This window comes from Enterobacter pseudoroggenkampii (genome assembly GCF_026420145.1).
GTDB lineage: Bacteria > Pseudomonadota > Gammaproteobacteria > Enterobacterales > Enterobacteriaceae > Enterobacter > Enterobacter pseudoroggenkampii.
Map to the genome: position 1 here is coordinate 2,533,486 of NZ_JAPMLV010000001.1, position 18,257 is coordinate 2,551,742.

At 57.3% G+C, this 18,257-nt stretch carries 20 protein-coding genes; 3 read left to right on the forward strand and 17 right to left on the reverse strand.

Features of this window, described 5'->3' with window-relative positions:
- Positions 1 to 3 precede the first annotated feature (3 nt).
- Entirely contained in the window at positions 4 to 513 is a 510-nt protein-coding gene (gene crr / locus OTG14_RS12365; protein ID WP_003861316.1) for a PTS glucose transporter subunit IIA, read from the forward strand.
- A 44-nt stretch (positions 514 to 557) separates the two neighbouring features.
- On the opposite strand, the gene pdxK is transcribed toward crr, so the two are convergent.
- The 10 genes from pdxK to OTG14_RS12415 form a co-directional block, all read right to left on the reverse strand.
- The gene (pdxK, locus tag OTG14_RS12370; protein ID WP_267215130.1) at positions 558 to 1,394 is read right to left on the reverse strand and encodes a pyridoxine/pyridoxal/pyridoxamine kinase; all 837 of its coding nucleotides are present in this window, start codon (positions 1,392 to 1,394) and stop codon (positions 558 to 560) included.
- A gap of 5 nt (positions 1,395 to 1,399) precedes the next feature.
- Positions 1,400 to 2,311 carry a cysteine synthase CysM gene (gene cysM / locus OTG14_RS12375; protein ID WP_032646706.1) on the reverse strand — a complete coding sequence of 304 codons (912 nt, stop codon included), beginning with the start codon at positions 2,309 to 2,311 and terminating at the stop codon, positions 1,400 to 1,402.
- Positions 2,312 to 2,428: 117 nt separating this feature from the next.
- Positions 2,429 to 3,523 (reverse strand): sulfate/thiosulfate ABC transporter ATP-binding protein CysA, encoded by a 1,095-nt coding sequence (cysA, locus tag OTG14_RS12380; RefSeq protein WP_008501607.1) that lies wholly within the window; start codon positions 3,521 to 3,523, stop codon positions 2,429 to 2,431.
- The gene (cysW, locus tag OTG14_RS12385; protein ID WP_032646707.1) at positions 3,513 to 4,388 is read right to left on the reverse strand and encodes a sulfate/thiosulfate ABC transporter permease CysW; all 876 of its coding nucleotides are present in this window, start codon (positions 4,386 to 4,388) and stop codon (positions 3,513 to 3,515) included. The genes cysA and cysW overlap by 11 nt, the downstream gene beginning before the upstream one ends.
- Complete coding sequence (cysT, locus tag OTG14_RS12390; protein WP_004123378.1) at positions 4,388 to 5,221, reverse strand: sulfate/thiosulfate ABC transporter permease CysT; 834 nt, start codon at positions 5,219 to 5,221, stop codon at positions 4,388 to 4,390. Before cysT ends, cysW begins: the two co-directional genes overlap by 1 nt.
- Positions 5,221 to 6,234: a sulfate ABC transporter substrate-binding protein gene (locus OTG14_RS12395; protein ID WP_032646709.1), complete on the reverse strand. Its 1,014-nt coding sequence runs from the start codon at positions 6,232 to 6,234 to the stop codon at positions 5,221 to 5,223. Before OTG14_RS12395 ends, cysT begins: the two co-directional genes overlap by 1 nt.
- Before the next feature lie 173 nt (positions 6,235 to 6,407).
- Positions 6,408 to 7,307: a Dyp-type peroxidase gene (locus tag OTG14_RS12400; RefSeq protein WP_267215131.1), complete on the reverse strand. Its 900-nt coding sequence runs from the start codon at positions 7,305 to 7,307 to the stop codon at positions 6,408 to 6,410.
- 92 nt (positions 7,308 to 7,399) lie between these two features.
- The gene (locus OTG14_RS12405) at positions 7,400 to 7,975 is read right to left on the reverse strand and encodes an RpoE-regulated lipoprotein (RefSeq protein ID WP_267215132.1); all 576 of its coding nucleotides are present in this window, start codon (positions 7,973 to 7,975) and stop codon (positions 7,400 to 7,402) included.
- Between the two features lie 63 nt (positions 7,976 to 8,038).
- Complete coding sequence (locus OTG14_RS12410) at positions 8,039 to 8,488, reverse strand: DUF2919 domain-containing protein (RefSeq protein WP_267215133.1); 450 nt, start codon at positions 8,486 to 8,488, stop codon at positions 8,039 to 8,041.
- Complete coding sequence (locus OTG14_RS12415; RefSeq protein WP_024907604.1) at positions 8,475 to 8,900, reverse strand: GNAT family acetyltransferase; 426 nt, start codon at positions 8,898 to 8,900, stop codon at positions 8,475 to 8,477. Before OTG14_RS12415 ends, OTG14_RS12410 begins: the two co-directional genes overlap by 14 nt.
- Positions 8,901 to 9,112: 212 nt before the next feature.
- On the opposite strand from OTG14_RS12415, the gene amiA reads away from it, so the two are divergent.
- The gene (amiA, locus tag OTG14_RS12420; RefSeq protein WP_024907603.1) at positions 9,113 to 9,988 is read left to right on the forward strand and encodes an N-acetylmuramoyl-L-alanine amidase AmiA; all 876 of its coding nucleotides are present in this window, start codon (positions 9,113 to 9,115) and stop codon (positions 9,986 to 9,988) included.
- Positions 9,988 to 10,887, forward strand: a complete 900-nt coding sequence (hemF, locus tag OTG14_RS12425; protein ID WP_032646715.1) for an oxygen-dependent coproporphyrinogen oxidase — start codon at positions 9,988 to 9,990, stop codon at positions 10,885 to 10,887. Before amiA ends, hemF begins: the two co-directional genes overlap by 1 nt.
- A gap of 108 nt (positions 10,888 to 10,995) precedes the next feature.
- Here hemF and eutR read toward each other — a convergent pair whose 3' ends face one another.
- From eutR to eutH, 7 genes are read right to left on the reverse strand one after another with little or no spacing between them, the layout of a single operon-like run.
- On the reverse strand, positions 10,996 to 12,048 hold the full coding sequence (eutR, locus tag OTG14_RS12430; RefSeq protein WP_090420076.1) for an HTH-type transcriptional regulator EutR: 1,053 nt from the start codon (positions 12,046 to 12,048) through the stop codon (positions 10,996 to 10,998).
- A gap of 48 nt (positions 12,049 to 12,096) precedes the next feature.
- Positions 12,097 to 12,627: an ethanolamine utilization microcompartment protein EutK gene (gene eutK / locus OTG14_RS12435; protein ID WP_090420079.1), complete on the reverse strand. Its 531-nt coding sequence runs from the start codon at positions 12,625 to 12,627 to the stop codon at positions 12,097 to 12,099.
- 11 nt (positions 12,628 to 12,638) lie between these two features.
- Positions 12,639 to 13,298, reverse strand: coding sequence for an ethanolamine utilization microcompartment protein EutL (gene eutL / locus OTG14_RS12440; RefSeq protein WP_024907599.1), 660 nt, complete (start codon positions 13,296 to 13,298; stop codon positions 12,639 to 12,641).
- A gap of 9 nt (positions 13,299 to 13,307) precedes the next feature.
- Positions 13,308 to 14,204 (reverse strand): ethanolamine ammonia-lyase subunit EutC, encoded by an 897-nt coding sequence (gene eutC, locus OTG14_RS12445; RefSeq protein WP_267215134.1) that lies wholly within the window; start codon positions 14,202 to 14,204, stop codon positions 13,308 to 13,310.
- A 20-nt stretch (positions 14,205 to 14,224) separates the two neighbouring features.
- Positions 14,225 to 15,586, reverse strand: a complete 1,362-nt coding sequence (gene eutB / locus OTG14_RS12450; protein WP_267215135.1) for an ethanolamine ammonia-lyase subunit alpha — start codon at positions 15,584 to 15,586, stop codon at positions 14,225 to 14,227.
- 11 nt (positions 15,587 to 15,597) lie between these two features.
- A complete protein-coding gene (gene eutA, locus OTG14_RS12455) occupies positions 15,598 to 17,001 on the reverse strand; it encodes an ethanolamine ammonia-lyase reactivating factor EutA (RefSeq protein ID WP_267215136.1) in 1,404 nt (467 codons plus the stop codon).
- Complete coding sequence (gene eutH, locus OTG14_RS12460; protein WP_248165326.1) at positions 16,998 to 18,230, reverse strand: ethanolamine utilization protein EutH; 1,233 nt, start codon at positions 18,228 to 18,230, stop codon at positions 16,998 to 17,000. The genes eutA and eutH overlap by 4 nt, the downstream gene beginning before the upstream one ends.
- Between the last annotated feature and the right edge of the window lie 27 nt (positions 18,231 to 18,257).

Sequence of the window (18,257 nt, forward strand, 5' to 3'; positions counted from 1 at the left end):
ATCATGGGTTTGTTCGATAAACTGAAATCTCTGGTTTCTGATGATAAAAAAGACTCCGGAACTATTGAGATTGTTGCTCCGCTCTCCGGCGAGATCGTCAACATCGAAGACGTGCCGGATGTAGTGTTTGCTGAGAAAATCGTTGGTGATGGCATCGCTATCAAACCAACTGGCAACAAAATGGTTGCTCCAGTTGACGGCACCATCGGTAAAATTTTTGAAACCAACCATGCGTTCTCTATCGAATCTGATAGCGGTATCGAACTGTTCGTTCACTTCGGTATCGACACCGTTGAACTGAAAGGCGAAGGCTTCAAACGTATCGCGGAAGAAGGCCAGCGTGTGAAAGTTGGCGACCCGGTGATTGAATTCGATCTGCCACTGCTGGAAGAAAAAGCCAAGTCTACCCTGACGCCGGTTGTTATCTCCAACATGGACGAAATCAAAGAACTGATCAAACTGTCTGGCAGCGTCACCGTGGGTGAAACCCCGGTTATCCGCATCAAGAAGTAATTCTTGCCGCACAGAAAAATGGCGCCTTCGGGCGCCATTTTTGTTTATGCGGGAAGAATGAGCTCGTCGTAGCCTTTCGACTGGGTATAAAGCATCACGTCCGTCACCCGATCGCCGGCCATGCGAATGGCATCGGCAACGGTTTTCCCCTCAACAATGCCGCTCACCAGCTCTGAACAGAACAGGTCTCCCGTCCCTTTCAGATTGGTTTCTACCCGCGGATGCGCGCTGACGGTCACGCCTTCATTCGTCACCAGCACCACGTGGATGTTTTGCGGGTCGTCAGCGACCGGCGCGCTGGTGATCGCCACCCACTTCAGGCTGTCAGAGAGCAGTCCCTGTGCCGCCGCGATGGCGCTTTCCGGCGTGCGGCACGGTTTGCCGCTTAACACTTCCAGTTCATAGACGTTTGGCGTAATCCCCTGCGCCAGCGGCAGCAGGTGCTCCCGATACGCTTCGGGGATCTCGGGCTTCACGTACATTCCGCTGTCGATATCGCCGATAACCGGGTCGACAAGCACCAGCAGGTCGGGATGCTGCGCTTTGACCGCCTTCAGCCACTGCGCCAGCAGAACGATCTGGCTGGCACTGCCCATATAGCCGGTGGTGACCGCTTTAAGCTCGCGCAGGATCTCGCGCTCTTCCAGCGCCTTAAGGTAGCCGCTGAACCACTCGTCGGGGATCACTCCACCATAAAATGTGTCGTAGTGCGGCGTGTTGCTAAACAGTACCGTCGGCACGGCGGTAACGTTCAGCCTGTGGGTACGAATATTCGGTACCGCAATGCTGTTCCCCACGCTGCCGTAAACCACCTGCGACTGCACGGCGACAATATCGGTTTGCTGCGCCCGGGTATTATCCCGGAATAGAATCATCTCCATGACGCTTAAATCCCCGCCCCCTGCGAATAACTCTCTTCACCAAAGACGCCGGTAGACAGATAGCGATCGCCGCGATCGCAAATAATCGCCACCACCACCGCGCCCGGATTTGCCTTTGCTACCCGAATCGCACCCGCTACCGCGCCGCCCGAGCTGACGCCGCAGAAGATGCCTTCGCGCACGGCCAGCTCACGCATGGTATTTTCCGCCTCGCGCTGGTGAAGATCCAGCACCTGGTCCACAAGCTGCGCATTAAAGATGCCGGGCATATACTCCGCCGGCCAGCGGCGAATGCCCGGAATGCTGCTCCCCTCTTCCGGCTGCAGGCCGACAATGGTGACGGCTTTATCCTGCTCGCGCAGAAAACGCGATACCCCGGTAATGGTGCCGGTAGTGCCCATGCTGGAGACAAAATGGGTGATACGCCCGTCGGTTTGCTGCCAGATTTCCGGGCCGGTGGTGGTGTAGTGCGCGTACGGGTTGTCCGGGTTATTAAACTGATCGAGCAGTTTACCTTCGCCGCGCTCGGCCATTTCTAACGCCAGGTCGCGCGCGCCTTCCATCCCCTGCTCTTTGGTCACCAGAATCAGCTCGGCTCCGTAGGCACGCATCGCGGCGCGGCGCTCCTGACTCATGTTGTCCGGCATCAGCAGCTTCATGCGATAGCCTTTCAGCGCCGCAATCATCGCCAGCGCGATACCCGTGTTCCCGCTGGTGGCTTCAATCAGCACGTCGCCCGGCTTAATCTCGCCGCGCTTTTCGGCCTGGACAATCATCGACAGCGCCGCGCGGTCTTTCACCGACCCCGCCGGGTTATTGCCTTCGAGTTTGACCCAGATTTCGCTGCCGTTGTCTGGCCCCATGCGCTGAAGCTTGACCAGAGGCGTGTTGCCGATGGTGTTTTCGAGTGTATTCACGTTTTTTACTCAATAAAAAAGCCGGGCGCGCGCAGCGATCCCGGCCTACAAGACGCAGTGATAACTGTAGGCCCGGTAAGCACAGCGCCACCGGGCGATAAACATCCTAATAACCTATCAGGCTGACTCCGCCAGAGCAATATCCTCGCGCGTCTCGATGCGCTCCTTGCCGTGATAGATACGGGCATGCTGCAGTCCGACAAACAGGCGCTCTCCCCGGTGCGGCGGTACGTCGTCGCGCATGACCACGGTCAGCGGCTCGGTATACCAGCCCAGGGGCTGTACCACCAATTGGGTGTAGTGACCTTTAGGGCTAGCTTCCAGCACCTGCACCGGCAGCGGTGAATCCAGGCTGGTTCGGCGGCTCACGTCCACTTCCCACGGACGCAGGAACAGATCGACCGGTCCCTGATGCGCGGAGGTATAGCCCAGCGGCCAGCGGTGCGCGCCCACGTGGAACTGCCCACCGCGAATAGTACCCTGAAGACGGTTTACCTCGCCCATAAACTCCAGCACGAAGCGGGTCGCCGGTTCGCGCCAGAGCTGTTCAGGCTCGTCAACCTGCTCAATGTTGCCCTGGCTCATGACCACCACGCGATCCGCGACTTCCATCGCCTCTTCCTGGTCATGGGTTACGAAGACGCTGGTGAATTTCAGCTCTTCATGGAGCTGACGCAGCCAGCGGCGCAGCTCTTTACGCACCTGTGCATCCAGCGCGCCGAAAGGTTCATCCAGCAGCAGAATTTGCGGCTCAACGGCCAGCGCACGCGCCAGCGCCACACGCTGTTTCTGCCCGCCGGACAGCTGGGCCGGGAAACGATCCGCCAGATGAGCCAGCTGCACCATCTCCAGCAGTTTGGTCACCTTCGCCTTAATGGTTGCCGCATCCGGGCGCTCGCGACGCGGCAGCACGGTCAGGCCAAACGCGATGTTGTCGAACACGGTCATGTGGCGGAACAGCGCGTAATGCTGGAACACAAAACCTACTTTACGATCGCGGGCATGCAGGCGGCTCACGTCGGTGCCGTGAAAGCGGATATGCCCGCTGGTCTGATGCTCAAGCCCGGCGATAATACGCAGCAGCGTAGTTTTACCCGAGCCAGACGGCCCCAGCAGCGCCACCATTTGTCCGGAAGGGATATCCAGCGAGATATCATTCAGCACCTGGGTGCGACCAAAAGACTTCTTAATATTGGCAATCTCAATGCTCATGATTTCCCTCCTGATGCTGACGTTTTTCCTGATTTTCTAAACGCCACTGCACCACACTCTTCAAAAACAGGGTCAAAATGGCCATCAGCGTCAGCAACGCTGCGGCAGTAAACGCGCCGATGGTGTTGTAGTCCTGCTGCAGCAATTCAATCTGTAGCGGCAGCGACAGGGTTTCACCGCGAATGGAACCGGAAACAACGGAAACGGCCCCGAACTCCCCAATCGCGCGGGCGTTGGTCAGCACCACGCCGTAAAGCAGCGCCCAGCGAATATTCGGCAGCGTCACGCGGCGGAACATCTGCCAGCCCGAAGCCCCCAGCAGCACCGCCGCTTCGTCTTCGTTGCTCCCCTGGCTTAACATCACCGGCACCAGCTCACGCACCACAAATGGACAGGTCACGAAGATGGTAACCAGCACCATACCCGGCCAGGCGAACATGATCTGCAGGTTATGCGCATCCAGCCAGCCGCCAAGCGGACCGTTGGAGCCGTAAAAGAGCAGGTACACCAGACCCGCCACCACCGGCGATACGGCGAAAGGAATATCCAGCAGGGTCAGCAGCAGCTGACGTCCCGGGAAGTTAAAGCGCGTCACCAGCCAGGCCAGCAGAGTCCCGAACACGAGGTTCACCGGCACGGTGATCAACGCAATCATTACGGTCAACCAGATAGCATGCAGCATATCCGGGTCTGCCAGGTTTTCCAGCGCGGGCATCAGGCCCTTGCTGAACGCCTGAACGAAGATATAAACCGTCGGCACGACGAGAATGAGGGCGGAAACCAGCACGCCCGCCCCAATCAGAAACCATTTACCCCAGTTGATGCGGGGTGCATCGTATCGCTTCAATTGCGTAACTTCCGCCATCAGTGACCTACCACACGTCGACCAAAGCGACTTTGCAGAGTGTTAATTGAGTACAGCAGCAGCAGCGAGGCCGCCAGGATCACCGAGGCAATTGCGCTCGCCGCCGGATAATCAAACTCCTGCAAACGGATGAAAATCATCAGCGAGGTCACTTCCGTTTTCCAGGCGATGTTCCCGGCGATAAAAATCACGGCGCCGAACTCACCAAGGCTGCGGGTAAACGACAGCGCGACGCCCGCCATCAGCGCCGGAGAGAGCTCCGGCAGCACCACCTTGCGGAAGCTCTGCCAGCGCGTGGCGCCCAGCGTTTCCGCCGCTTCTTCGTATTCCGGACCCAGCTCTTCCAGCACCGGCTGCACGGTACGGACCACAAACGGGATGCTGGTAAAGGCCATCGCCACCGCGATACCGAGCCAGGTATAGGTCACCTTGATGTCAAATTTCGCCAGCCACTCGCCGTACAGCCCGTTCACGGAGAAGAGCGACGCGAGGGTTAAGCCCGCCACCGCCGTCGGCAGCGCAAACGGCAGATCCATCAGGGCGTCAAGCAGCGTACGGCCCGGGAAGCGATAGCGGGTTAAAATCCACGCCATCAGCAGGCCAAACACGCCGTTAAAAATGGAGGCGACAAACGCCGACAGCAGCGTCACCTTATAGGCCGCCACCACCTGCGGGTTGGTGACCACGTCCCAGTACTGCGCCCAGCTCATCTGCGCAAGCTGCATCACCAGCGCGCTGAGCGGCAACAGCAGGATCAGGCAGACGAACAGCAGGCTGGTCCCGAGGCTTAAGGTAAAGCCCGGCAGCACGCGTTTTGTCGATACTGCAAACATTACTTATGCCCCGCCGCCAGCAGTTTGTCTAACTCACCGCCGCTGGCAAAATGCGTTTTCATCACGTCTGGCCAGGAGCCAAAATGATCTTCCACGCGGAACAGCGCGGTCTGCGGGAATTTATCTTTCAGTTTGTTCATTACGTCCGGGTTGTTCACGCGGTAGTAGTAATCGGTAATGATGGTCTGCGCCTGCGGGCTGTACAGGTAGTTGAGATAGGCTTTTGCCGCTTTCTCGGTACCGTTTGCCTGCACGTTTTTATCCACCCATGCGACCGGGAATTCGGCCAGAATGTTGGTTTTCGGGATAACCACCTCGAAGCCCTGCGCTTCGTACTGTTTGCGGATGTTATTCACTTCCGATTCAAAGCTGATCAGCACATCGCCGAGACCGCGTTCTGCGAAGGTCGTGGTCGCCCCGCGGCCGCCGGTATCAAACACTTCGACGTTTTTCAGGAACTGGGTCATGAACTGCTCGGTTTTGGCTTTATCGTTACCGTCAGCCTTGTCCGCCGCGCCCCACGCGGCTAAATAGGTATAACGCGCGTTACCGGAGGTTTTTGGGTTTGGGAAAATCAGCTTCACGTCGGAACGGACCAGGTCGCTCCAGTCGTGGATATTCTTCGGGTTGCCCTTACGCACCAGGAAGCCCATGGTGGAGTAGAACGGCGAGCTGTTGTTCGGCAGACGGCTCTGCCAGTCGGCCGGAAGCAGCTTGCCTTTGTCGTGCAGAATCTGCACGTCAGTGACCTGGTTGTAGGTCACCACATCCGCTTTCAGGCCCTGCAAAATCGCCAGCGCCTGCTTGGACGACCCGGCGTGGGACTGCTTGATGGTCAGCTTATCGCCGTTATTGTCTTTCGCCCACTGCTGTTCGAACGGTGGGTTAAGGGCGGCAAACAGCTCGCGGGAGACGTCATACGAACTGTTTAACAGTTCAGTCGCCTGCGCCTGTGCCACCAGCAGTAAACCTGCCAGCGCCAGAGTTCCTTTTTTTAGTACAGTAACGGCCATTGCGCACCCTTATAAATGTGATGACTATCTTATAGTCATAATATTTATAACGGGGATGAAAGGAGTAACGGTTTTATATACCGTTTGGTGATTTAGAAGCAGAAAAGGGAATAAGGGGCGCGGCCTGATGCCCTCACCCCAGCCCTCTCCCACAGGGAGAGGGAGAAAGGCTATTAAAGCGCCAGCAGACGCTCAACGGACGGCGCAAAGTAGTAGCCGCCGGTCACCGGTTTGGTGAAGCGCAGCATGGCGTCGCGCTTGCCGTCGGTATCGCCGAACATGCTCAGTAGCTGCTGCTCAATGTTATACAGGCGCGCGCAGTAGGCGCAGAAGTAGAGGCCGTGCGTGCCGCTTGCGGTACCGTACGGCAGGCTCTGACGAACAATCTTCAGCCCTTTGCCGTCTTCTTTGAGGTCAACGCGGGTCAGGTGCGAGGTAACGGGACGGTCATCGCCGTCGATCTCTTCGTTGGCTTCTTTAGTACGACCAATCATCATCTCCTGGTCGTGCACGCTCATGCGGTTAAGCTGCTTGAGGTTGTGCTCCCAGCGCTGCACGAACACGTAGCTGCCGCCCGCGTCCACGCCGTCTTTAATCACCGCCACGTCGCGACGAACCTCTTCACCCGCCGGGTTTTCCGTCCCGTCGACGAAGCCGCTCAGATCGCGCTCTTCCACCCAGCGGAAGCCGTGAACCTCTTCCTGCACTTCAATGCTGTCGCCAAAGGCCGCCACCGCCGCCTGGGCAACGGAGAAGTTCACGTCGTGACGCAGAGAAAGAATGTGGATCAGCACGTCGTACTGGGTCGCCGGAGCCAGGCCTTTGCCGTAAGGGATGAAGTCCTTCAGCTCTTCCGCCCCTTCGCCGCCGCTCAGCTGACGCCAGACGTTATTGCCAAACGCAACAACGGCGCCGAGGTGGGCTTCCGGGAATTTGGCCTGGAAGGTCGCCAGTTTATCAATAAACGCTTTGCTGGCCGCACGCAGGGCATCCACGTCCCCTTTGACATTGGCTTCAATCCAAATCGCCGCGCGGCAATGTTCTGGCAAAATGCCACTCTGAACCTGAGACATCGCTCCTCCTGAAATAAAGATGCCACGTCAGCGTGGCATTGATGGCGGCTATTATACCCGGATTTCAGCGAGGCGGTTTGTTCAGACGCAAATTACTGCTTCCAGAGTATTTTGCTCACTTTCCAGCTCTTCAGCGTGTCGTCAGACGGCATCAACCCTTCCGGGCCGCTCCAGGTGCCGGTAAAAATATAGCTGATGTGCTGGCTGCCTTCCGCCTTACACTCCACCGCCACTTCATCGTCGGATGGCGCGCTGGAGCAGTTGCCAAAGGCCTGCTTATAAAGATCGCTAAACGGGGTCCCGACTTTCACGCCGCTGGCGGTCGGAATATCTTCATCCATGACGGCAATTCGGTTTACCGTGCCTTTGTCACCGTTGATCACCAGCGCCAGCTTGTCGCCCTTCAGCGCTTCGTAATAGCGAACAATATTGCCATTCTCCGTTTTCATGCCGCTGCGCAGACGGTAATCGCTGCTGAGCGCATCCTGAATAGCATTCTGATCCAGCGCCGTCGCGGCGGTAATTTTCCCCACGCCCTGCTCGGTCACTTCCGTTGATGAGCCAAACCAGTTCCACGGATACGCGGCGGACCAGTTAATGGAGGAGAGCGTCGAACAGCCGGTCAACGCCAGCGGGAGAGCGCATAAAAGTAAACGCAGCGATTTCATTGAAACGTCCTTTCTAATTAAATCAACGCTTGTTGGAGTGCGACATCGGCAAAAAGTGCCGGATTAATCATCCTGAGGCGCAAAACAGGCGCGAAGACGCGGATTCGTCAGCAGCCACAGCAGCGCCACAATATCGGCAACCACCAGCGCAATACCGATGCCCGTTAGCGGTTCACCGTACCACCAGAGTACCGGCTGCCAGAAGAGCAGCGCAATCTGGGCAAGGATCAGCAGCCCGCGAAGCGCGCGCCACAAACGCGGGATCGCCTGCCGCCGGCCGCTGCACAAAAACGCCACCACCGCCGGTACGCCCGGCAGTAGTCCGAGCCAGAAGGCGTCGTGATCGGGGTAAAAGAGATTCAACAGCGTGTCGCCCTGCCCGCGCGACGCGGCGGCCATCACAAACAGCACCCAGGTCCGGGCCTGGAGCAGCAGAACGCACCAGAATAAAAAGGGCAGCCTGACGCGGCCCTGCGCGTCAAAGTCAGCCGGATGGATCTCAGTACTCTTCATCTTCGATCAGACGCTTGCCCAAAGTCAGCACGTCAGCATGTTCATAGCCCAGACGCTCATACATGCCCAGCACGACGTCGTTATCTTCCCGCACCATGATCTGGATTTTTGGGCAGCCGCGGGCGATCAGCTTCTTCTCAAGTCGGTTCAGCAGCGCATTGGCAATGCCGCGGCCACGGTATTCCGGGTGAACGCCCAGATAATAGGCCGAGCCGCGGTGGCCGTCGTAACCGCCCATTACCGTCCCCACAACCTCGCCATTAACTTCCGCGACCAGAAATAGACTGACGTCGTGATTCACCTTACGTTCGATATCCATTTCCGGATCGTTCCACGGACGCAGCAGATCGCAGCGCTCCCAAAGGGTGATCACCTCTTCGAAATCTTCCTGGCGAAAAACGCGTATCTCCATGGTATTAACCGCCTTTTCGGGTTTAAAAACAGTGATTATGGCGCGAAGCACGCCTTTAGCCAATAACCGGGGAAAATCTCGCCAAAATTTGGCATAATGTCACTTTGTCACGTATTGAAATGAAAAGTAAAACAATTCTCAATATGGACTGTCGTAACGGGAAACACGATACGATATAACACCAGGACCCCATTTTTTAGTATTCAGGCCGCATGAGCACATTCAAACCATTAAAAGCACTCACATCGCGTCGTCAGGTTCTCAAAGCGGGGCTGGCGGCCTTAACGTTAACGGGCATCGCAAAGCAGGCTCAGGCGAAAGACGAGAGCACGCTCAAAACCAGTAACGGACACAGCAAACCGAAAGCCAAAAAGCCGGGCGCGAAGCGTCTGGTGATGCTCGACCCAGGGCACGGCGGCATTGATACCGGCGCCATCGGCAAAAACGGGTCGAAAGAAAAACACGTCGTGCTGGCAATTGCAAAAAATGTGCGCGCAATTTTACGCAGTAACGGCATTGACGCCCGTCTGACGCGCTCTGGCGATACCTTTATTCCGCTGTATGACCGCGTAGAGATCGCCCACCAGCACGGGGCGGATCTGTTTATGTCGATCCACGCCGACGGCTTTACCAACCCTTCTGCGGCCGGTGCCTCGGTGTTTGCGCTTTCCAACCGTGGCGCCAGTAGCGCCATGGCGAAATACCTCTCCGACCGCGAAAACCGGGCGGATGAAGTCGCCGGGAAGAAAGCCACCGACAAAGACCACCTGCTACAGCAGGTGCTGTTCGACCTTGTGCAGACGGATACGATCAAAAACAGCCTGACGCTCGGCTCGCATATTCTGAAGAAGATTAAGCCAGTGCACCGTCTGCACAGTAAAGGCACCGAGCAGGCAGCGTTCGTGGTGCTGAAATCACCGTCCATCCCGTCCGTGCTGGTGGAAACCTCCTTCATTACCAACCCGGAAGAGGAGCGACTCCTCGGCACCACGGCGTTTCGTCAGAAGATCGCCAACGCCATCGCCTCCGGCATTATCAGTTACTTCAACTGGTTCGATAACCAAAAAGCGCACTCCAGGAAACGTTAATGAAACCCGATGCTCAACTGGTCAAAACCTTCCTGCTGCAGCTGCAGGATGAAATCTGCCAGAAACTGGCCGCCGCAGACGGCGGTGAATTTCAGGAAGATACCTGGCAGCGCGAGGCCGGAGGCGGCGGGCGCAGCCGCGTGCTGCGAAACGGCGGCATCTTCGAACAGGCGGGCGTGAATTTTTCCCACGTTCACGGCGACGCCATGCCTGCGTCTGCGACGGCACATCGTCCCGAGCTCGCAGGCCGCAGCTTCGAGGCGATGGGCGTCTCGCTGGTGGTGCATCCGCACAACCCGTTTGTGCCGACCAGCCACGCCAACGTGCGCTTTTTCATTGCGGAAAAACCGGGCGCCGACCCGGTCTGGTGGTTCGGCGGCGGTTTCGACTTAACGCCCTATTACGGCTTCGAAGAGGATGCCGTGCACTGGCACACCACCGCGCGGGATCTTTGCCTGCCGTTTGGCGAAGACGTCTATCCGAAATTTAAAAAGTGGTGCGACGACTACTTTTACCTGAAGCACCGCGACGAGCAGCGCGGCATCGGCGGGCTGTTCTTTGACGATCTCAACACGCCGGATTTTGATACCGCGTTCAGCTTTATGCGCGCGGTGGGTGAAGGCTATACCGACGCGTACCTGCCGATTGTCGAACGCCGTAAAAACACCAACTATGGCGTGCGCGAACGTGAGTTCCAGCTCTACCGTCGGGGGCGCTACGTGGAATTTAATCTGGTGTGGGATCGTGGGACGCTGTTCGGCCTGCAGACCGGCGGGCGCACGGAGTCGATTTTAATGTCGATGCCGCCGCTGGTGCGCTGGGAATATGACTGGCAGCCGGAAGCGAACAGCCCGGAAGCTGCCCTTAGCGAGTTTATTCAGATCCGCGACTGGGTGTAGTTTACCTGACCTGATGACGGCTAGCGCCTTATCAGGCCTGCAACGACTGAGGCACCGCCCCGCAGGCTGGATAAGGCGCAAATCGTCGTATCCGGCACAATAATGTCATCACGCCCACTGGCGCATACGCTGATGCAGCGTCAACGACGGTTTCTCCGCAAACAATTGCTGATAGTCAGTGGCAAACTGCCCCAGATGCCAGAATCCCCACTGCATGGCGGCGTCTTTTACCGTCACGCTTTGCGACCACGGGCTTATCAGCTCGCGACGCACGGCGTTCAGACGAATACGTTTTAACCAGGCATTCGGACCAATTCCGAGTATCGTATGAAAGGCGTTTTGCAGCGTCCGACGGCTGACGTGCAACTGATTACACAGGTCAAGTACGGTCAGCGGCTCTGACATATTTTCCAGCACATATTCGCGCGCACGCGACAGCAGGCGACGATAGCTCTGATGGCTGATACTCTCGGCCGTGATTATCGGCTGCGCTTCTTCCAGCATTGTGCCCATCGCCAGCAGCAGGTTATCGCCCAGCACTTTGCGTACCGCAGGTTGATGGAGGTTTACCGGATTCTCGCTAAATGTCGCCAGCGCCTGCTGCACAAAGCCCCATAGAGCAGCTTTGTGTTGTTCTTTCACTTCCAGCGCCGACTGGTTACGCAGCATATGCATCACCCTTTCCGGGTTATGCAGGAAGTTGGCCTGACGGGCAATCGCCTCTTCCGAAATAACGACGCCCAGAATGGTGTAATCATCTGGCGTACTCAGTTCAAACTCCGTCCCGCCCGGGCGGGTGGCAATTTCAGCGTTACCCAGACACTGGGTGCCGATAAATCCCTGTTCGCCGCGCGTGGCCGGAATACCAAACCAGAACGAGTTCGGCCAGACAAGACATGACTGACGCAGCGCCAGTCCGGTGTATTCACGGAAAACCTGAATATCGTCGAGCAGGATTTCCGTGAACTCGCCATGAAATTTTCCCGGATGCAGCTGGTCGTAGATTTGCTGCCAGGCGGTAATCGTCAGCGCATGCTCATACACATCCGTTGTGCGCCGCTGATGAACGTTGTCCACCTCCACTTTCGGCGTAAGTTTAACGTCTTCGGGTAATGCTTCATGATAAAGATGGTGCAGGTTTGCAGTTCGGGTCTTTTTCATGATCTTTTAAGCCGGAAGCCTCCACGAAGCCCCCGGCCCTCCGACAGGTTAATTTTTTAAGCGATAGCGACTACTGCGTTTACGCAACGCTCCGTGAGAAAAGAGCTGTTCCAGCGCCTTTCTGGCTTCATCCAGTGACCAGCCAAAGTGGGCAGCCACTTCCCCTGCCGTCATTCCTTGACGGACCGATGCCAACAGCGTCAGAAGTTGCTCAGAGGATTCAGACGTCAACGGGGCATCCTGCGTCTTCTGCGGATTTACCTCTGTTTTCACTTCTGGCTTCTGTTCTGGTTTCTTCGGCTGGCGCGTAAAACCGCCGATCAGCCACTGGGTGTCATCGTCCGGCCGGCCTATTTCCTTACGGCTGATAACACGGCCTGTACGCGCTGCGGCAGCGCTGCCTGCATCCAGCGCTGCGCGGCACGCAGCCAGATCGCCTTCCACCACCAGCGTCAGCCGGCCAGGATCGAGCACTTCGTGGCTCAGCAGACGCACGTTAGCGGCTTTCAACATGGCATCTGCCGCGTCGACGGCAGCCACCATGCCATCCACTTCCAGTAATCCCAGTGCATTGATCATCACTACCTCTCTTACGCGCGCTGGACTGGATTACGGGCAATATCCAGCACGGCATCGGCAAAGGCGTTACAGGCGGCTTTACAGGCAGCCTGGCTACCGGTCAAAAACGCGGCCGAATAGTTGGTTTCTGACGGTGGCGGCACATAGGTGACAATCTGCACATCAGCAGATTTCAGCGCAGCATCAATACCCAACGTCGCCTCCAGCGGCGGCGCCACCAGATACGCCATCGGATCGCCAGGTCGGCATCCTGCGGTCGCCGAGAGATACGACCCGGTACGCGAAACCACATGCGCCAGGAAAGCGGTATCTTCTGCGTCATTTGCCCACTGGAACGCCGCACCGCTTTCAATATTGGCCACCATCGCGTCCAGACCTGCGCGAACTTCGGCCGGGTTTGGCCCTCCGAGCATAATCAGCACTTCGCCCGAGGTTGGAGAGGGGCTGTGCGCCGCGCCGGCATACAGCGAGCGGCCATAAACCACTTCGACCATTGCCTGTTTTGTCGCTTCGTCTGCGGCAATATACGCCACGTCATCAGAATCTGCTGTGATGAGTCCAAGGCTACGTATATGTGGCGGTAATTTAAGTTCACGGGCAAAACCGTCATTTACCGAGGCAATCACGCGCATTGCGGTGACTGAAGGTCTAATCAAATCTAATGCTGGCATGATGCCTCCTTAACGGGTCATATTGATGCCGGATGCTTTTTGCTCCAGCATGCGCCTGGCCAAATCCACAATCACCGACGCCGCTTCAACCGGTGGCGTACCGCCCTGATGAATATTCGAGATACAGGTACGGTCAGCTTCAACGGTCGTCGCCACGCGCGGCGAATAGACGGCATAGCAGGAAAGGCTTTCAGACTGGCCAAGGCCCGGACGTTCCCCAACCAGCAGGATCACCGCTTTCGAACCAAGCAGTTCGCCGATCTGATCTTCGATTTTCACGCGACCATAGCGAACAAAGAACGGCGTCCCAACCTTCAATCCGGCCTGTTTTAAGCCCGACAACAGCGGCGGCAGGATCTCTTCGTAGTTGGCGGTGATGGCGTCGGTAGACAGGCCATCAGAGATAATCACCTGCACATCCGGGTTCATTACACACTGTGATTTCAGCGCTTCAATGGCTTCCGCACTCAGACGACGCCCCAGATCCGGGCGCGTCAGGTACAGGTTTTTGTCACTGATTTCCGAGCGTACTTCCAGCAGCCCCTGGGCTTTTACCCACTCTTCGGGCACTTCTTTCAACACCGTGTCTTTTGAACGCGAGTGATCGGCCAGGAAACGCAGCAGCGCCTGAGTGCGCGGGCGTGGACCGGCACGGCCGGTACATACACGCGCGGCGGTGCTGCGGCGCAGCTCGATCAACACCTCTGCGCGGTGCGGGTTCTCAACGCCAATCCACGCTTTGGCCTCGGCTGAGCCTAAATCCATTGCACAGCTTTCACCCGTTGGTGCAGCACACTGCGCAGTGCTACATTTCTCTTCAGGTGACGACGCTTGCGCCTGCGGCTGCGACTCTCCCATTGACGCCATAACGCTGCGTACAATTTCTTCAATCTGTTTTTGATCCATCGTGTGTCATCCCCGCGTCATCAGAAGAACAGTGACGGATCGCCCGCCCGTTTGGTCAGGCGACCGTTTGCCATAATGCCCATGGTTTCCAGCCAGCTTTCAAACTCCGGCGACGGCCGTAAATTCAGCAACTGACGGACGGTGGCGGTATCGTGAAAGGCGGTGGTCTGATAGTTGAGCATGATGTCGTCACCGAGCGGCATGCCCATGATGTAGTTGCAGCCAGCGGTGGCGAGCAGAATCATCAGGTTTTCGTTGAGGTTCTGGTCAGCATCAGCATGGTTGGTGTAGCAGCAGTCGCAGCCCATTGAGATGCCACTCAGCTTGCCCATAAAGTGATCTTCCAGACCCGCGCGAATAATCTGACGATCGTTGTACAGATACTCCGGCCCGATAAAGCCCACCACGGTGTTCACCAGAAACGGATCGTAGTGACGCGCCAGCCCGTAGTTACGCGCTTCCATCGTCACCTGATCGGCACCGAAGTTAGCGCCTGCGGAGAGCGCAGACCCTTGTCCGGTTTCGAAGTACAGGCAGTTTTCACCGGCGATGCGGTTGAACTCCGCGCCCACTGCACGTGCTTCATCCAGCATAGCCAGCTCAACGCCGAACTCTTTTAAGCCTTTCTCGCTGCCGCAGATACTCTGGAAAATCAGCCCGCCCGGCGCGCCGCGACGAATCGCTTCGATCTGGGTGGTAACGTGTGCCAGTACGCAGCCCTGGGTCGGGATGTTGAACTTATCGATAACGCCGTACACGGTATCCAGTACGCGGCTTAAGTTTTCCACATCATCCGTTACCGGGTTTACGCCAATTACCGCATCGCCCGCACCGAAGGAGAGTCCCTCGTAGATTTGTGCCGCAATACTCTGCACGTCATCACGGGTGTCGTTCGGCTGTAAACGGCAGCTGAAAGTGCCAGGAAGACCAATAGTGGTGTTGGCCTTTTTGATCACCGGCATTTTCTTACCGCCGTAGATCAGGTCCGCGTTAGAGCAGATTTTTGCTACCGCGGCGACCACTTCCGACGTTAACCCTTTACGCGTAAACGCAATGTCATCAACGGAGGTTTCATCGCTCAGCACGTACTCGCGCAGTTCGCTGATGCTCCAGTTTTTGATGCGGTTATAGGCCGTTTCGTTGACGTCATCCTGAATCAGACGCGTGACGCAGTCCTCTTCATAGGAAATCACCGGGTTATTGCGGATATCCGCCACCGTCATTTCTGACAGCACCTGCTTGGCCGCCACGCGCTCCTGCGAACTGGTTGCAGCTACCCCTGCCAGCACATCCCCCGAACGCAGTTCGTTGGCTTTTGCCAGCACCTCTTTCACATCCTTAAACTGATAAACATTGCCGAACAATGTGGTCTTTAGTTTCATAAGTCGTTCCCTCAGGAAGGAAATGCGAGTGATTTCACCGTCACCGGCACAACCGATCCGCCAAAAAGAGGCGTACCAATGTCGATATAGTCCCCCGCCCGGACAACCACCTCATCGATGACCGCCAGCGGGTGTTGCTGTAACTGTGGGCGTAACAGCATGCCCAGGGCTTTACCAAAATCCTGCTCGGCTACCACCAGCAGGGGATGCGGATTCGGATAGCGCGCGACGAAGGCCAGCAGCGCATCAATCACCGTTAATAGCGCGGCGTAGCGCACCGGCAGCGAACCGGGTAGCGCCAGCACGTAGGCGTCCGTTTGCGGATCCAGATCGAGTTGCATCAGCGCTTGCTGCCAGGCGGCAACCAGATCAGCCTCATCAACCGGAATCGCCACCGGCAGATTGCGCAGCGGAAGCGTCACGCCTTCCAGCCAGATAGTGCTGCCCGAAAGCGACAGCGTATGCGCACCGGCACCAATCACCGTGGCACGCACGGTCTGCGCCGGGAACTGCACGTTCATCTCACGCAGACGCGGATGTTCATGCAGCGCCGTGGCGAGGAGCGGCCCGATATCGGAAAAACAGAACGGATCGGCAGGTTGGTTGCGGTAGCATTCGCCCACTCCCCCTGAAAGCGTAATCACATCCGGTTTCACACCCGCAGGCAGTAAACCGGTTTGCATCATCGCCTGCGCCAGCGGTGAAAGCGTGCCGTCAATCACCTCCACAATCAGCGCCGCCATCCGTCGGGCCACCTGAACAAGCTGCGCCGCATTGAGGGCTCGGGCGTCAAAGCCCGGACCAAATACGTCATCAACAATCATCTGTCCCGGTTGATGCGCATGCACCACTCGCCCCTGACCGTCCGTTTCCAGAAGCCTTCCACCAACGTTCAGGCAGGCCGAACCGCTGACCTTTCCGGCATCGAACAGGACGTAGTTCGACGTCCCGCCGCCGATGTCGATATTCAGTACCCGGCACATTTTTTGCTCGGACAGGGTTTGCACTCCCGCGCCTTGACCGGCAATCACCGATTCCAGATGCGGGCCGGCGCTGGCAACCACAAAGTCCCCCAGCGACTGGGAGAGCGCCATCACTGCGGGTCGTGCGTTGCGGGTTTTGGCGCTTTCTCCGGTAATGATGATCGCACCGGAATCGACGGCCTCAGGCTTGATGCCCGCCGCCTGATACTGGGCGAGGATCAGCGCCTTAAGTTCGGCCTCTTTCAACCCGCCCTGCTTATCAACCGGGGTAAAAAACACCGGGCTTTGCCAGCTAATTTCGCGTTTGATGAATTCGTAGCGCGGCACCTGCGACACTGCCGCACGGTTGACCAGCTCAAGGCGCGAGAAGATCACCTGAGTGGTGGTGGTGCCGATATCGATACCGACGCTGAGTAGCTGGCGAATATTCACGATTGCGCCTCCGGATGAGTGTCTGCTGTTGCCGGAACATCTTCGTCTTTCGGTACTAACAGCATAGCCACGCCAATCGCCGTCACACCGCCGATCAACTTGCCGACAATCATTGGGAAGATCATCGCGTTCATGTTGGCAGCGGCGAAGCCTAAGTGGTCCCCCAGAGCAAAGGCCGCGGAGACCGCAAAGGCACAGTTGATCACTTTGCCGCGGGTATCCATATTCTTCATCATGCCGAACATCGGGATGTTGTTCGCCAGCGTCGCGACCATCCCCGCAGCCGCAATGTTATTAACGTTTAACAGGTTGCCGACGCTCATCAGCGGTTTTTCAAACCAGCGGGTCAACAGCAGCACCATCGGGTAGGCGCCCAGCAGCACACAGGAGATAGAACCGATAACTTCGATGGCGCGCATCACTTCACCCGGCCTGTCTCCCGGTGCCATGAAGATAGGATCAAGACCCGGAATCAGCTCCCAGCCGAGCAGGAATTTGATCACCGCAGCCGCCAGACCGAGGGTGATCAGCGCCACGAGGAATTTCGCGAAGATCTGGAAGCCGTTGATCATTTTTTCCGGGATGAATTTCAATCCCAGCGCCACCAGCACGGCCACGATCAGCACCGGGATCATGTTCATCAGGATCAGCGCAAAGGTGAACTCCACCGGCTGACCATTGATTTCGACGCCGGAGTACATCGCGACCAAACCACCCGCAATACAGCCAACTGGAATGGTGACAATACCGGCCAGCACGCCCAGCGCCAGATAACGACGATCGGACGGTTCAATAATTCCCAGCGCAACCGGAATGGAGAAGACCAGCGTCGGCCCCATCATCGCTCCGAGGATCAGGCCAGAGTACAGCCACGCCGCAACGTCGCCGCCCGCCAGTTCTTTCGCCAGGAAGAAGCCGCCCATATCGCACGCCAGCAGCGTTCCGGCAAACATCGACGGGTTTGCGCCCAGCATTTCGTACAGCGGAATAATCACCGGCCCAAGCACATGCGCCAGTACGGGTGCCAGCGCGGTCATACCGACCATTGCCAGGCCCAGCGCGCCCATCGCCATGAAACCTTCTTCAAACTGGCCGCCCGAACCCTCAATACTCTTACCGAACTTACCGAGGAAGCGCGCCGAACCACCGAACTGCGACAGGATCCTGTCCACGGCGGCAATCAGCATAAAGAACATCATGATGTACATGATGATTTCGTTAATTCCCATAACCTTCACTCCCTGTCATATGTGTAT